This is a genomic window from Polaribacter huanghezhanensis, from assembly GCF_030444335.1.
In the GTDB taxonomy this organism is placed as follows: domain Bacteria; phylum Bacteroidota; class Bacteroidia; order Flavobacteriales; family Flavobacteriaceae; genus Polaribacter; species Polaribacter huanghezhanensis.
This window is the reverse complement of record NZ_CP128595.1, coordinates 276781-292017: the sequence shown is the minus strand read 5'-3', so window position 1 is coordinate 292017 and position 15237 is coordinate 276781. Positions and strand designations below refer to the sequence as shown.

Genomic DNA, 15237 nt, shown 5'->3' with positions numbered 1-15237 from the left:
ATTTTGAGTTTATAAAAAGCGAATAGAAGAAATTGTGTCTAAATTATCAACATTTGTTAATTACTAAAAAGTGGCTTAAATTGCTTAAAAACGACTTTATTTTTAGTTTTTGACTTTTAGGGGTTGTTTGATATATTGAAAATCAAAAAAACACCACAGAAGCGAGATTTTAGTATTTTGTTTGTTGTAGAAAAGGACTTAATTATTCTTTTTTAAATCGATTTAATTAAAGTTTTCTAATTTTAAGCCTTTCATTATAATGCAGATATTGTTTTACAAAAATAAATGTGACTAAAGAAGGAAAAAGGCCTTTGAAAAGCGAAAAGTACAATCCATTCCATTCAGATAATTCCATTCTTGAGACTTCTGTAAATAGAAGTTCTCCATAAGGTTGAGATTGCATGAAAAATGTAAGCATAAGATTCCATCCCAAATGAAATCCTAAAGGCATTAATATAGAATTTGTTTTTGCAAATGTGTACGCCCAAACATAACCAGTAAATCCTGTTATAATGATAACATATACTATTGATATAATTCCGCTTCCTAACATTCCGTACGAAAAAATATGATAAATCCCGAAGCATAAAGCTGAGATAAGAATCGCTTTTTGTGTGCCAATTTTTCGAATAAGAATATAAAGAATAGCGCCTCTAAAAACCAAATCTTCTGTTAAAGCAGATCTTAAATGATACACCAATGCGTTTAAAATAGTTTGATAATGTATTCCCGAATTTAGTTGCCATTTTACAGATAAAATTAGTGTTTCAATATAAATAGTTAATAAACAAAGAAGAATTGTAAATACAAAACCTATAAAAAACTGAGTGGTTCTTTTGCGGTTTGGAATGATTCCTAAAACAGCAATATTCTTTTTTTCGATGAAATGCAACAGCAACCACGAAACTAGTATTATTACGAATAATCCTAACATATTAAAAAAGTTAAACAGTTTCAGTATTTAAAAATTGTTCAGCTAATATAAAACAAAAAATCCCGCTTTTGCGGGATTTTTAATTGACGAATAATTACTTTTTATGATAATCGAATAATTAAATCTTCAGAATTCACCATAACTCCTGGTTTTAAAATCACTTGTTGAATGGTGGTGTCTTCATTTGCTGTAATGGTCGTTTCCATTTTCATGGCTTCAATAATAAATAAAGGTTGATTTTTAGTAATTTCTTCTCCTTCTTTTACTAAAATTGTAGACAACATTCCTTGTAATGGAGCGCCTATTTCTTTTGGATTTGATTTGTCTGCTTTTACATGTTCTACTTTATCAACCTTAATAGATGCGTCTTTTATTTGTACAGACCTACCTTGCCCGTTTACTTTAAAATAAACCGTAACAAAACCATCTTCATTTGGTTCGCCAACAGAATCTAAAGTAATAAGTAATGTTTTTCCTTTGTCTAATTCAACAATAATTTCTTCACCAATTTCCATTCCGTAAAAGAAATTTTTGGTTGGTAAATTCATTAGGTTGTCATACTTCAAATGTTTGTTATACGAATCTGTAAAAACTTTTGGATACAATTTGTACGACAGAAAATCGGTTAAATTAATTGGTCTGCTTAAATCTTGCTCAAATATTTTTTTAAATTCTTTGTATTCAGCTTCAATATCTAAAGGAGCCATGTGCGCATTTGGTCTATCCGTATATGGTTTTTCGTTTTTTAAAATTAACTTTTGAAGTTCTTTTGGAAAGCCGCCAACAGGCTGACCTAAATCTCCTTTAAAGAAACTTACCACAGATTGTGGAAAGGAAATTGAATCTCCTTTTTCTAATACATCTTGAACCGTTAAGTTGTTGCTCACTAAATATTGCGCCATATCCCCAACAACCTTAGAGCTTGGTGTAACTTTTACAATATCGCCAAAAAGCATGTTAACATCAGCGTACATTGCGGTAATTTCATGAAATCGGTCTTCCAATCCTAAGGCTTGTGCTTGTGGTTTTAAATTGGAATATTGTCCGCCAGGAATTTCGTGTTTAAAGACTTCTCCAGAACCCGATTTTAAACCCGATTCAAACGGATAATAAAATTCTCGAACCGTTTCCCAATAGTTTGAATATTCGTTCAATGAATCAATATTCAAAGGGTTTTCACGTTCATTAAATTTCATCATTTCTACAACCGAATTAAAATTGGGTTGCGATGTCAATCCAGATAAACCACCAAGAGCCACATCAACAACATCAATGCCAGCTTCAATCGCTTTTAAATAGGTGGCAGACTGAATTGACGAAGTATCATGCGTATGTAAATGAATTGGAATGTTAATTTCTTGTTTTAATGCCGAAACCAACTCAAAAGCAGCATAGGGTTTTAACAAACCAGCCATGTCTTTAATGGCTAAAATATGTGCTCCAGCATTTTCAATATCTTTTGCTAAACTTGTATAGTATTTTAAGTTGTATTTGGTGTTCTTCGGATTTAAAATATCGCCAGTATAACAGATAGATCCTTCGGCTAAACCATTCGTTCTGTTTCTGACATGCTCAATACAAGGAGCAATGGATTTCATCCAGTTTAAAGAATCAAAAATTCTAAAAATATCGACACCATTTTCCCAAGATTGTTCTACAAATTGTTCGATTAAATTATCAGGATACGCTGTGTAACCAACACCGTTTGAGCCTCTAAGAAGCATTTGTAAAAGCGTGTTTGGCATTGCTTTACGTAATAATTGTAAGCGTTCCCATGGATTTTCTTGTAAAAAACGCAAACAAACATCAAAGGTTGCGCCTCCCCAAACTTCCATGCTAAAAATATCAGGATTGTTTTTAGAATATCCCTCAGCAACTTTTAGCATATCAAAAGTTCGCATTCTGGTAGCTAACAAACTTTGATGCGCATCACGCATGGTGGTGTCTGTATAATGTATTTTCTTTTCAGCTTTTAACCATTGAGAAAATTTATCTGGACCTAATGTTGTTAGTAAATCTTTTGTGCCTTTTGGATGTACTGAATGTGTATCAAATCTTGGGACAACAGGTTTTACAAATGTTTTTGTAGGATGAATTTTTTTGACATCCGCATTTCCGTTCACAATGACATCGCCTAAATAGGTTACTAATTTGGTAGCTCTGTTTCTAGGGGCTTTAAAAATAAATAAATCTGGATTTTTTTTGATAAAATTAACAGTTACTTCTCCTTTTCTAAAAGTTTCGTGTTTTAAAATATTATCTAAAAAAGGCATGTTTGTTTTTACTCCTCTAATTCTAAATTCTGCTAAAGCACGGCGTACTTTTCTACACGCTCCGTCTAAAGTTCTACTATTTGCAGTTACTTTTACCAACATAGAATCGAAAAATGGAGACACAATTGCACCTTGATAAACAGATCCTGCATCTAATCGAATTCCGAATCCTGAAGCACTTCTATAGGTTGTAATTTCGCCATAATCTGGTTTAAAATCGTTCTGTGGATCTTCGGTAGTAATTCTACATTGCAACGCATAACCAGTAACTTTAATAGCTTCTTGATTTGGAATTTTTATTTGCTGATCGGCTAATTTATATCCTCCGGCAATAAACAATTGCGTTTTTACCAAATCGATATTGGTAACTACTTCCGTAACGGTGTGTTCTACTTGAATTCTCGGATTTACTTCAATAAAATAAATAGAACCATCATCATCAACTAAAAATTCAACCGTACCAATATTGTTATAATCGACAGCTTTACAAATCTTAATTGCATAGTTGTAAAGAGCCTCTTTTGTTTCTTGTTTTAAATCGTAAGAAGGCGCGAACTCAATCACTTTTTGATAACGACGTTGTACCGAACAATCACGTTCAAATAAATGAACGATATTTCCGTAATTATCGGCTACAATCTGAATTTCTATGTGCTTCGGGTTTTCAACAAATTTTTCTAAAAAAACGGTATCGTCTCCAAACGCATTTAAAGCTTCACGTTTACTTTCGTTAAAAGCGCCTTTTAACTCTGAAGATTCTCTAATCACACGCATTCCTCTTCCACCACCACCAGAAGCGGCTTTTAGCATAATTGGATATCCGATGATTTCTGCTTCACTTAAAGCAGTTTCAATATCTTTTAACGATTTTTTGTTGCTTCTGATAATTGGAATGTGATTCGCAGCGGCTACTTCTTTCGCAGTAATTTTATCGCCAAGAGATGTAAGAACAGATACCTTTGGCCCGACGAAAATAATGCCGTTTTCTTCACATTTCTGAGCAAATTGTGCATTTTCTGATAAAAATCCGTAACCAGGATGAATGGCATCAGCGCCACATTCTAAAGCTACTTTTATAAGTTCATTGATGTTTAAATAGGGCTTTAACGGCTCGTTGTCTTCTCCAATTTGGTAAGATTCATCGGCCTTATATCTGTGAAGGGAATAGCGATCTTCAAAGGTAAAAACACCTACAGTTTTTACATTTATTTCTGTACAGGCTCTAAAAATTCTGATGGCAATTTCGCCTCTATTAGCAACAAGGACTTTTTTAATTTTCATATAATTTTTTTTATGAGATAAAGTTACTAATTTGAGAAGCTATTACAGAATAAAGATTTTAATAATTGTTAACAAGCTTCTTCGTTATTCTTTTTAATACGCATCTTCATGAACCATTTTAATAGCTCTTCCAGAAGGTTCGTTTTGGTTTTTAAAACTTTCATCCCATTCTAATGCTATTCTAGAACTACATGCGATTGATGGTTCTTGAGGAACACATACTGCAGCAGTATCACTCGGAAAATGTCCTGCAAAAATTGAGCGATAATAAAATTCTTCTTTGGTAGTTGGCGTTTGAATTGGGAATCTGAATTTAGCATTTGCTAATTGTTCGTCAGAAATTTTAGAATTTACAACTTCTTTTAAGGTATCAATCCAATCGTAACCAACGCCGTCAGAAAATTGCTCTTTTTGTCGCCACGCTACACTTTCTGGTAAATATTTTTCAAACGCTTTTCTGATGACCCATTTTTCCATGCGTTCTCCGTTGATCATTTTATCTTTTGGGTTGATGCGCATGGCAACATCCATAAACTCTTTGTCTAAAAACGGAACACGACCTTCAATTCCCCAAGCTGCTAAAGATTTGTTAGCTCGCAAACAATCATACATGTGTAATTTGTCCAATTTACGAACGGTTTCTTTATGAAATTCTTCAGCATTTGGTGCTTTGTGAAAATATAAATATCCACCGAACAATTCGTCTGCGCCTTCGCCAGATAACACCATTTTTACACCCATGGATTTGATAACTCTTGCCATTAAATACATTGGAGTAGAAGCTCTAATTGTAGTAATATCGTAGGTTTCTAAATTGTAAATAACATCTTTTATAGCATCTAAACCTTCTTGAATGGTAAATTTAATTTCATGATGAACAGTATCAATATGTTTTGCAACTTTTTGTGCAGCAGCCAAATCTGGCGAACCTTCTAATCCAACAGAAAATGAATGTAATTGCGGCCACCAAGCAGCTTGTGTATCATCCGATTCTATTCTTTTTTCGGAATGTTTTTTAGCGATTGCAGAAATAATTGAAGAATCCAATCCGCCAGAAAGTAAAACTCCGTAAGGAACATCAGACATTAATTGTCTGTGAACAGCAGCTTCTAATGCATCGTGAATTTCATCAATCGACGTTTCATTTTCCTTTACAGCATCAAATTCCGTCCAATCGCGAGCATACCATTTTTTGTAAACTCCATCTTTGCTAGATAAATAATGCCCTGGAGGAAATAACTCGATTTTTGTACAAACTCCTTCCAAGGCTTTTAATTCTGAAGCGACATAAAATGTTCCGTTTTCATCCCAACCAACATATAACGGAATAATTCCCATGTGATCTCTTGCTACAAAATATTCATCTTTTTCGACGTCGTAAATTGCAAAACCGAAGATTCCGTTTAATTCGTCTAAAAAAGAGGTCCCTTTTTCTTTGTACAGCGCTAAAATAATTTCGCAATCTGAAGCTGTTTGAAAACTGTAAGAGCCATCAAATTGTTTGCGCAATTCTCTGTGATTATAAATTTCTCCGTTTGCGGCTAAAATCAATTTTTTATCTTCACTAAATAAAGGTTGTTTTCCTGATGCTGGATCTACAATTGCCAAGCGCTCGTGTGCTAAAATGGCTTTTTCATCACTGTAAATTCCGCTCCAATCTGGACCACGATGTCTAATTTTTTAGACATTTCTAATAGTTGAGGTCTTAATATATCAGCTTTTTCTTTTAAATCGAACGCACAAACAATTCCACACATAATCTATCTATTTTGTAATTTTTATTATAATTATGATGCAAATAAACAATTACTATTGTTGTTATTAAATGTAAATATCATTATTGATTTAAAAAATATACTTTAAACGTATAATTTAAGACAATATGTAACTTGTGGTGGAAAAAAAGAGCTAAAAAATAGAAATTTGTTATCAAGATAAATTTTTTAAAAGATTTGTTTGGTCATTTAAAAATCTATCATACATTTGTAGCTCAATGATAAATACACAAAACATATGGTGGTGGAACTCTCTTAAACGTTAAGTGAGGAAAAACCTATATGTATATATAACATAATTAAAAAGGCTTATCTCACGATAAGCCTTTTTTGTTTTTAATGTTCAAATGTCACCTCGAGCGCAGTCGAGAGGTTATTAAGGAGGATAAAATTAAAAAGGTCTCGACTGCGCTCGACCTGACAAAAGGATACTGAAATAAATTCAGCATACATGAAAAAATTACAATTTAAAACGACTAGCACAACTCGAATTTCAGATACGGTAACTCCGGTTGGTTTGTACTTAAGATTTAGAGATGCATACGCCAATTCGCTGTTATTAGAAAGTTCAGATTATCACAGTAAAGAAGAAAGTTTTTCTTTTATATGTATTGAACCAATCGTAACCATGAAAGTTGAAAATCACAATTTTGTGGTTTCGCAAAAAGGAAAAACAATTGATAAGCATTCTATTGATAAAAATTTTTATGAATTGTTTGATAATTTTTCAAAGTCTATTGATTTAGATTGTGATGCAAAACTAAAATCATTCAACGGATTGTACGGATATACAACCTATGATAGCGTTCAGTATTTTGAAAATATTCAACTGAATGTAAAAGATGCGCCGTCTAAAATTCCGTTAATGCAATACAGTTTTTATCGATTTATTATTGCCATCAATCATTTTAATGATGAAATGACTTTGATTGAAAATATTGAACAAGGAACGGAATCAAGAATTTCAGAAATTGAAACCATCATAAAAGCGCAAACTTTTAATACCCAAAAATTTGAAATTAAAGGTGATGAAACTTCCAATTGTACCGACGAAGATTTTAAAGAATATGTAGTCAAAGCAAAAGCACATTGTAAACGTGGCGATGTTTTTCAGTTGGTATTATCACGTCAGTTTCAACAAGCATTTAAAGGCGATGAATTTAATGTGTATAGAGCTTTGCGTTCTATAAATCCGTCTCCTTATTTGTTTTATTTTGATTATGGATCTTTTAAATTGATGGGCTCTTCGCCAGAAGCACAAATTAAAATATCCGCAGGTAAAGCAATCATCAATCCAATAGCAGGGACGTTTCGAAGAACTGGTGATATGGCTGAAGACATCAAATTGGGGAAGAAATTATCCGAAGATAAAAAAGAAACTGCAGAACACGTAATGTTGGTAGATTTGGCTAGAAATGATTTAAGCAAACATGCCGAAAATGTAAAAGTTGAAGTGTTTAAAGAAGTGCAATATTTTAGTCATGTAATTCATTTGGTTTCTACAGTGCAAGGCAACATAAAAGGAAATCCGATAAATATTGTTGGAGATACTTTTCCTGCCGGAACGTTGAGCGGCGCACCAAAATACAAAGCGATGCAATTAATTGATCAATATGAAAATCAATCTCGCGGATTTTATGGCGGAGCAGTCGGAATTATAGGATTGGATGGTTCGGTAAATTTAGCCATCGCAATTCGTTCTTTTGTGAGTAAAAGCAATGTGTTGTATTATCAAGCTGGCGCAGGAATTGTCATCCATTCAGATGAAGAAAAAGAATTACAAGAAGTAAATAATAAATTAGCAGCGTTAAAAAAGGCGTTGTTGCTAGCGGAAAATATTTAGTAATCAGTGAACAGTTATCAGTAAACAATTAAAGATGAAAAGATATTTTACAGTTAAAAGAATAATTTTAGGAATATTTTTCATTCTTATTGATTTGGCTGTTTATATTTTTTTGGGAACTGCAATGATGGACTACGATGATTTCTATGAAGAAAGTAAAGGAGAATACATGAGTTTGGAAAGTATGAATTATTTTCAGAAATCAGTTTTCATAAGCTTAGATGTTTGGAACATTATTAATATTACTATCGTGATTTTTATAATGTATAAAGTGTTTTAAAACGAATAAACAATTACACACATAAACGATTAAACAATAAGATGAACATATTAATACTAGACAACTACGATTCTTTTACCTACAACCTAGTTCACATGGTAGAAGATATTACTGGAAATTTACCAGATGTTTTTAGAAATGATGAAATTACTGTTGAAGAAATTCAGAGATATGATGTGATAATTTTATCTCCAGGTCCAGGAATTCCGGATGAAGCAGGAATTTTAAAAGAAGTCATTGCAACATATGCTGGAAGAATTCCAATTTTTGGAGTTTGTTTAGGGCTGCAAGCAATTACAGAAGTTTTTGGCGGACACATTGAAAATATGGGAGAAGTTTTTCACGGAGTTGCTACAGAAATGGAAATCATTAAAAAAGAGGCTGTTATTTTTAAAGGAATTCCGCAAAAATTTGAAGCAGCCAGGTATCATTCTTGGATTGCATCCAACGAGAATTTCCCTAGAACAATTGCAATAACTGCTGTTGATGAAGACAGAGCCATTCAGGCAATTGAACATAAGGAATTTAATGTGTCGGCAGTACAATTTCACCCAGAATCAATATTGACAGAAGTTGGAGAGCAAATTGTTCGGAATTTTTTAGAAAACATTAAAAAGTAAATTGTCTCCTCGAGCGCAGTCGAGAGGTTTTAATTAGGTCTCGACTGCGCTCGACCTGACAAAAAGAAACTGAAATAAATTCAGCATAAAATGAAAGCAATTTTAAACGATTTATATCAACAAAAAACCTTGTCAAAATCGCAAGCAAAAGAGGTTTTAATCAACATTGCAAACGAACAATACAACGATGCACATTTAGCATCGTTTATGACCGTTTTTATGATGCGTCCAATTACAGTTGATGAGCTTTCTGGTTTTAGAGATGCTTTAAAAGAATTGGCGATAAAAGTTGATTTATCTGATTTTAACACCATCGATATTGTTGGAACTGGTGGCGATGGAAAAGACACGTTTAATATATCAACTTTAACTTCATTTATTGTTGCCGGAACTGGACAAAAAGTGGCGAAACACGGAAACTATTCGGTGTCTTCACAATCGGGTTCTTCAGACATGTTGGAGAGTTTTGGATATGAATTTACGAATGATGAAAGCATTTTAAAACAACAATTGGAAGAAGCAAATATTTGTTTTTTACATGCACCAAAATTTCATCCAGCGATGAAAGCCGTTGGGCCAACACGAAAAGCCTTGGCATTAAAAACATTTTTTAATATGTTAGGTCCGTTGGTAAATCCGAGTTCGCCACAAAATCAATTGTTAGGGACTTTTAACTTAGAAGTAGCGCGTTTGTACAATTATATTTTACAAGAAGAAGGAGGCAATTACGGAATTGTGCATGCATTGGATGGTTATGATGAAATATCGTTAACTGGTGCGTTTAAATTGTTTACAAAACAAGGAGAGCAATTAATTACTCCAGAAGATTTAGGTTTTAAAAATATAGCGCAGTCAGAAATATTTGGAGGAAATTCGGTTGCTGATGCAGCAAAAATTTTCAAGAATATTATTGAAGGGAATGGGAGCGAAGCACAAAACAATGTGGTGTTGACAAATGCCGCTTTTGCTCTGAAAATAGTTGATGATCAAAAATCATTTAAAGAAGCGTTTGAAGAAGCAAAAGAATCTTTGCTTTCAGGAAAAGCAAAACAAAGTTTAAATAGAATAATTACGAATTATTAAAATTAAATAGAATGTCAGTTCGAGTGAATTTGCGAGGAACGAACAAATTTGTATCGAGAACAATGAGACTTCTCGATACAAATTTCTTTTATCTCGACCCCGTTCGATATGACAGAAAATCACTCGAAGTGACAAAAAGAATAAAATATGACTATACTGGATAAAATAATCGCATTTAAAAAGAAGGAAATAGCCAAGATTAAAGCAGAAGTTCCTTTGAAGAAATTAGTAGAAAGCCCAAATTTTGACAGAAAAGTATTTTCACTAAAAAAATCATTGTTAGAAGTTGGTTCAACCGGAATTATTGCAGAGTTTAAACGTCAATCCCCATCCAAAGGAATTATCAACGACAAAGCAACAATTGCTGAGGTAACTAATGGATATTTAGACGCAAATGTAGCAGCGCAATCTATTTTGACAGATACTTCATTTTTTGGTGGGACGATGGCAGATTTAATGGAGGCAAGAGTTATCAACCAGCAAAAACCAATCTTAAGAAAAGATTTTATTGTTGATGGATTTCAAATTGTAGAAGCCAAAGCAATTGGTGCAGATGTAATTTTATTAATTGCTTCTTGTTTGACTTCTGTTGAGCTAAAAAATTATGGAAAACTTGCATCCGAACTTGGATTGGAAGTGTTGTATGAAGTGCATACGCAAGAAGATTTGGATAAAATCAATGATCTGGACAATAAAATCATCGGAATAAATAACAGAAATTTAAAGACTTTTGAAGTTGATTTAGAACATTCTATTAAGTTGGCAAATCAAATTTCTGACACTTCTGTAAAAGTTTCTGAAAGCGGAATTTCAGATCCAAGAATTATTACAGGATTAAAAGAATACGGTTTTCAAGGATTTTTAATTGGAGAAAATTTCATGAAAGAAGAAGATCCAGGTTTGGCATGTCAAGAGTTTATTAGTCAAATTAGATAATAAATAAATGTCATTCCTGCGCAGGCAGGAATCTCATAAAGAGAATACATAATTAAAAATAGATTCCTGCCTTCGTAGGAATGACAAGAATAAAATGAAATTAAAAGTTTGCGGAATGAAATATGTAGAAAATATCCAACAAGTTGCAGCTTTGCAACCTGATTATTTGGGTTTTATTTTCTATGATAAATCAAAAAGAAATTTTGATGGAATGATTCCAGAACTTCCAAAATCAATTAAAAAAACGGGCGTTTTTGTCAATGCAAAAATTGATGAAGTGGTTTCAAAAATAAAACAATACAATTTACAAGCAGTTCAGTTGCATGGTGATGAAAGTGTGAATTATATTAATGAACTAAAATGTCTGTTCGAGCGCAGTCGAGAACTAGAAATTATCAAAGTGTTCGGAATAAAAGACAAATTCGATTTTGATGTTTTAAAACCATATCTAGAAGTTGTCGATTATTTTTTATTCGACACCAAAGGAAAAGAACGAGGCGGAAATGGAATTACGTTTGATTGGAAGGTTTTAGAAAAATATCCTTTTACAAAACCGTTTTTTTTAAGTGGTGGCATTGGATTGGGTGAAGTTAAAGTTTTACAGTCATTCCTGCGAAAGCAGGAATCTAAATATTGTTACGCATTAGACATTAATAGTCAATTTGAAATAAAAGCTGGTTTAAAATCAGTAGATAATATAGAAAAATTTAAAAATGAAATCAAAATTTCAACCCACTAAAGAAGGATATTACGGGCAGTTTGGAGGAGCGTTTATTCCGGAATTGTTATATCCAAATGTAAAAGAATTGGAAGATAATTATTTAGATATTTTATCTTCTGATGCATTTCAAAAAGAATACAAGGATTTGTTACAGCATTATGTTGGTCGCCCAAGTCCGTTGTATTTAGCAAAACGATTGTCAGAAAAATATGGCGCAACCATTTATTTAAAACGCGAAGATTTAAATCATACTGGAGCGCATAAAATAAACAATACCATTGGTCAAATTCTAGTTGCCAAACATTTAGGAAAAACAAAAATTATTGCTGAAACAGGAGCAGGGCAACATGGCGTTGCAACCGCAACCGTTTGCGCACTAATGAATCTTGAATGTGTTGTTTTTATGGGAGAAACCGATATCAAACGTCAAGCGCCAAATGTAGCTCGTATGAAAATGTTAGGAGCAAAGGTGATTCCAGCAACAAGCGGAAGTAAAACCTTAAAAGATGCTACAAATGAAGCGATTCGTTATTGGATTCAACATCCAGAAACCTATTATTTAATCGGATCTGTTGTTGGACCGCATCCGTATCCAGATATGGTTGCGCGATTGCAAGCGGTGATTTCTGAGGAAATGAAAGTGCAATTGAAAAAACAAACTGGAAATGAAAATCCTGATACAATTATTGCTTGTGTTGGTGGCGGATCAAATGCTGCTGGAGCATTTTATCATTATTTAGATGATAAAAATGTAGAGTTAATTGCTGTTGAAGCAGCTGGTTTAGGAGTTGATTCAGGAGAAAGTGCAGCGACTTCTCAATTAGGTGAAGTGGGTGTTATTCACGGAAGTAAAACCATTTTAATGCAAGATGAATACGGGCAAATTACAGAGCCGTATTCTATTTCTGCTGGATTGGATTATCCTGGCGTTGGACCTTTACATGCTTATTTACACGAAACAAAACGCGCAAAATTTATGAACGCAACAGATAAAGAAGCATTGGATGCTGCTTTTGAATTGACTCAGCTAGAAGGAATCATTCCAGCTTTAGAAAGCGCGCATGCGTTGGCGGTTTTACTTAAAATGAAGTTGAAAAAAGAGCAAGTTGTGGTAATTAATTTATCAGGAAGAGGTGATAAAGATTTAGAAACCTATATCAATCATTTAGAAAAGTAAAACGAATGTCACATCGAGTGTCACGCCAAAGCGTGATGTATCGAGATGCAATTAGTTCTCGATACAATTTTCTTTTATCTCGACTCCGCTCGATATGACAGAAAATCACTCGAACAGACAAATACAAAAAGAACATGAAATCATTAAAAAACATATTTCAAGAAAAGAAAAATTTATTATCAATTTTTTTTACTGCTGGTTATCCAAATTTAAATGACACAGCACAAATCATTTCAGAATTAAGTAAAAATCAAGTTGATTTTATTGAAGTTGGTTTGCCTTATTCTGATCCTTTAGCAGACGGCCCAACGATTCAAGAAAGTAGTCAAGTTGCGTTGCAAAACGGAATGAATTTAGACATCGTTTTTGAACAATTAAAAGCAATAAAAGATACAAATTCAACTCCATTAGTTTTAATGGGGTATTTGAATCAACTTATTAAATACGGAGAAGATAAATTTTGTAGAGCTTGTGTAGAATGCGGAATTGAAACAGTAATTCTTCCAGATTTACCAATGATTGAATATGAAAATCATTATCAGCAATTGTTTAAAAAATATCGATTGACGAATGTGTTTTTAATTACGCCACACACATCCGAAGAACGAATCAGAAAAATAGATGCGTTAACAGATGCTTTTATTTATGTAGTTGCTTCGGCTTCAATTACTGGAGCAAAAGGAGAAATATCAAATCAACAGATTGATTATTTTGAGCGTATCAAATTCATGAATTTAAAAAGTAAGTTGATTATTGGTTTTGGTATTTCTGACAAAGAAACTTTTGATACAGCTTGTCAATATGCAAATGGAGCAATTATTGGTTCGGCTTTTATTAAGCATTTAAAGAGTAATAGCGTAGAATCAATCACGAGCTTTATAAAAAACATAAAATATTAATTATTTAATATGATAAGTGTTTAAAAAACAATTATATTGAAATTCTAAAAACAAGAATAATGGAATTACCAAAAAGAGCTGGAAATGGACCAGTAGCAGTAGCGTTAGAAGCAGGAAAAAATTACGCTTGGTGTGCTTGTGGATTGTCTCAATCCCAACCGTTATGTGATGGAAAACACAGAGGAACAGGAATGAGTCCAGATGTATTTACAGCAGAAAATACAGAAACAAAATATTTATGTGCTTGTAAAGCAACAGGAAATCAACCATTTTGTGATGGTTCACACAAGTAGATGAAATAAAATTTTAATAAAAAAAGCGAACGATTTGGTTCGCTTTTTTTAATTCTATGATTAAGAAATTTAATAAACCTTCTCCCCATTTACATAGGTAGCAACAACTTTCGTTTCATGAATTTTACTTCCTTCAACTTCCATAATATTTTGGTTCAGAATTACAAAATCAGCAAATTTACCCACTTCAATATTTCCTTTTTCGTTTTCTTCAAAATTGGCATGTGCTGCCCAAATGGTCATTCCTCGTAACGTTTCTTTTCTAGTTAATGCGTTTTCCATTTGAAATCCATCTTTTGGATAACCTTCAGTGTCATGACGAGTTACTACTGAAGAAAAAGTTAAAAACGGATTAACTTGTTCTACTGGAAAATCAGTTCACAATGCTACACTTCCATATTTTTTTATTTTCATTGTAAAAAAATAGTTTTTAGATTGTGGTTTAAAAAGCTGTAGTTACTTCAATTACACCATTTGCGCCTCTTAAACCATATATTGCAGCATCTGGTCCTTTTAATACTTTTACTTTCTTAATAGTGCTTGGCTCTATGTCTCCAAAAGTTGTAAGATCTACTTGTGTTCCATTTAATACTAGTAACGGTCCGTCACCGCCAGAAAAATTCGCAAATCCTCTAATTCTTATAGTGTTGTCGCTTCCAATATTTACACCTGCTACTTTACCTCTTAAATAGTCATAAATGTCTTGAAATTGAATGGTGCCAGTGTTTTTATTATTGGGATTAATATCAACAACTGAATCTATTCCATTGTTTTTTCCTAATCTCGCAAAAATATTTTTTTGCCCAGTGTATTTTACTTTTTTAATACCTAAAAGAGGAGAAAATACTGTAATTTCTTTTGGAGTTTTATTTAATCGAATTTTAAAAATTCCTTTACTATTGGTTTTTCTACTTTGCTTGATATTATCAATTAGGATTAAAGCCCCAGGAACTGCTTTGTTTTTATCATCTCTAACTTTTATTGAAAATTCTATTTTCTCTGATTTTTGCGCAAAATTTGAAAAAGAGAAGGTTATTAATAAAAGAAATGTAAATAGTTTTTGAGTTTTCATGTTTATATTTTAAGATTTCAAAAATTATGCTGATATATGGATTTTAAATT

General features: G+C 32.7%; 11 protein-coding genes and 2 pseudogenes. 8 read left to right on the top strand and 5 right to left on the bottom strand.

Going from position 1 to position 15237, the window contains the following annotated elements; all coding sequences use genetic code 11:
• Positions 1-226: 226 nt before the first annotated feature.
• The 3 genes and pseudogenes from KCTC32516_RS01430 to asnB form a co-directional block, all read right to left on the bottom strand.
• Positions 227-934, bottom strand: coding sequence for a CPBP family intramembrane glutamic endopeptidase (locus KCTC32516_RS01430; protein WP_301401563.1), 708 nt, complete (start codon positions 932-934; stop codon positions 227-229).
• Between the two features lie 101 nt (positions 935-1035).
• On the bottom strand, positions 1036-4488 hold the full coding sequence (locus KCTC32516_RS01425; RefSeq protein ID WP_301401562.1) for a pyruvate carboxylase: 3453 nt from the start codon (positions 4486-4488) through the stop codon (positions 1036-1038).
• 93 nt (positions 4489-4581) lie between these two features.
• Positions 4582-6245: pseudogene (gene asnB / locus KCTC32516_RS01420) on the bottom strand (asparagine synthase B).
• 469 nt (positions 6246-6714) lie between these two features.
• Between asnB and KCTC32516_RS01415 the strand changes: the two are divergent.
• The 8 genes from KCTC32516_RS01415 (at position 6715) to KCTC32516_RS01380 (ending at position 14115) form a co-directional block, all read left to right on the top strand.
• On the top strand, positions 6715-8106 hold the full coding sequence (locus tag KCTC32516_RS01415) for an anthranilate synthase component I family protein (RefSeq protein WP_301401561.1): 1392 nt from the start codon (positions 6715-6717) through the stop codon (positions 8104-8106).
• A 321-nt stretch (positions 8107-8427) separates the two neighbouring features.
• Entirely contained in the window at positions 8428-9006 is a 579-nt protein-coding gene (locus tag KCTC32516_RS01410; protein WP_301401560.1) for an anthranilate synthase component II, read from the top strand.
• A 90-nt stretch (positions 9007-9096) separates the two neighbouring features.
• Positions 9097-10089, top strand: coding sequence for an anthranilate phosphoribosyltransferase (gene trpD, locus KCTC32516_RS01405; protein ID WP_301401559.1), 993 nt, complete (start codon positions 9097-9099; stop codon positions 10087-10089).
• Positions 10090-10236: 147 nt separating this feature from the next.
• A complete protein-coding gene (trpC, locus tag KCTC32516_RS01400) occupies positions 10237-11025 on the top strand; it encodes an indole-3-glycerol phosphate synthase TrpC (RefSeq protein ID WP_301401558.1) in 789 nt (262 codons plus the stop codon).
• 94 nt (positions 11026-11119) lie between these two features.
• Entirely contained in the window at positions 11120-11764 is a 645-nt protein-coding gene (locus KCTC32516_RS01395) for a phosphoribosylanthranilate isomerase (protein ID WP_301401557.1), read from the top strand.
• Positions 11739-12923 (top strand): tryptophan synthase subunit beta, encoded by a 1185-nt coding sequence (gene trpB / locus KCTC32516_RS01390; protein WP_301401556.1) that lies wholly within the window; start codon positions 11739-11741, stop codon positions 12921-12923. Before KCTC32516_RS01395 ends, trpB begins: the two co-directional genes overlap by 26 nt.
• Before the next feature lie 134 nt (positions 12924-13057).
• On the top strand, positions 13058-13822 hold the full coding sequence (gene trpA / locus KCTC32516_RS01385; RefSeq protein WP_301401555.1) for a tryptophan synthase subunit alpha: 765 nt from the start codon (positions 13058-13060) through the stop codon (positions 13820-13822).
• Between the two features lie 59 nt (positions 13823-13881).
• Entirely contained in the window at positions 13882-14115 is a 234-nt protein-coding gene (locus KCTC32516_RS01380; RefSeq protein WP_301401554.1) for a CDGSH iron-sulfur domain-containing protein, read from the top strand.
• Between the two features lie 69 nt (positions 14116-14184).
• Here KCTC32516_RS01380 and KCTC32516_RS01375 read toward each other — a convergent pair.
• Together KCTC32516_RS01375 and KCTC32516_RS01370 are read right to left on the bottom strand one after the other, a co-directional pair.
• A pseudogene (locus KCTC32516_RS01375) lies at positions 14185-14514 on the bottom strand (amidohydrolase family protein); the annotation flags it as partial.
• Positions 14515-14557: 43 nt separating this feature from the next.
• Positions 14558-15187, bottom strand: a complete 630-nt coding sequence (locus tag KCTC32516_RS01370; protein WP_301401553.1) for a TonB-dependent receptor plug domain-containing protein — start codon at positions 15185-15187, stop codon at positions 14558-14560.
• Between the last annotated feature and the right edge of the window lie 50 nt (positions 15188-15237).

Coding starts and splice junctions, on each gene's coding strand:
- trpD (WP_301401559.1), top strand. CDS start 9,097: ATGAAAGCAATTTTAAACGATTTATATCAACAAAAAACCTTGTCAAAA.
- trpA (WP_301401555.1), top strand. CDS start 13,058: ATGAAATCATTAAAAAACATATTTCAAGAAAAGAAAAATTTATTATCA.
- KCTC32516_RS01415 (WP_301401561.1), top strand. CDS start 6,715: ATGAAAAAATTACAATTTAAAACGACTAGCACAACTCGAATTTCAGAT.
- KCTC32516_RS01430 (WP_301401563.1), bottom strand. CDS start 934: ATGTTAGGATTATTCGTAATAATACTAGTTTCGTGGTTGCTGTTGCAT.
- KCTC32516_RS01395 (WP_301401557.1), top strand. CDS start 11,120: ATGAAATTAAAAGTTTGCGGAATGAAATATGTAGAAAATATCCAACAA.
- KCTC32516_RS01370 (WP_301401553.1), bottom strand. CDS start 15,187: ATGAAAACTCAAAAACTATTTACATTTCTTTTATTAATAACCTTCTCT.
- trpC (WP_301401558.1), top strand. CDS start 10,237: ATGACTATACTGGATAAAATAATCGCATTTAAAAAGAAGGAAATAGCC.
- KCTC32516_RS01425 (WP_301401562.1), bottom strand. CDS start 4,488: ATGAAAATTAAAAAAGTCCTTGTTGCTAATAGAGGCGAAATTGCCATC.
- KCTC32516_RS01380 (WP_301401554.1), top strand. CDS start 13,882: ATGGAATTACCAAAAAGAGCTGGAAATGGACCAGTAGCAGTAGCGTTA.
- trpB (WP_301401556.1), top strand. CDS start 11,739: ATGAAATCAAAATTTCAACCCACTAAAGAAGGATATTACGGGCAGTTT.
- KCTC32516_RS01410 (WP_301401560.1), top strand. CDS start 8,428: ATGAACATATTAATACTAGACAACTACGATTCTTTTACCTACAACCTA.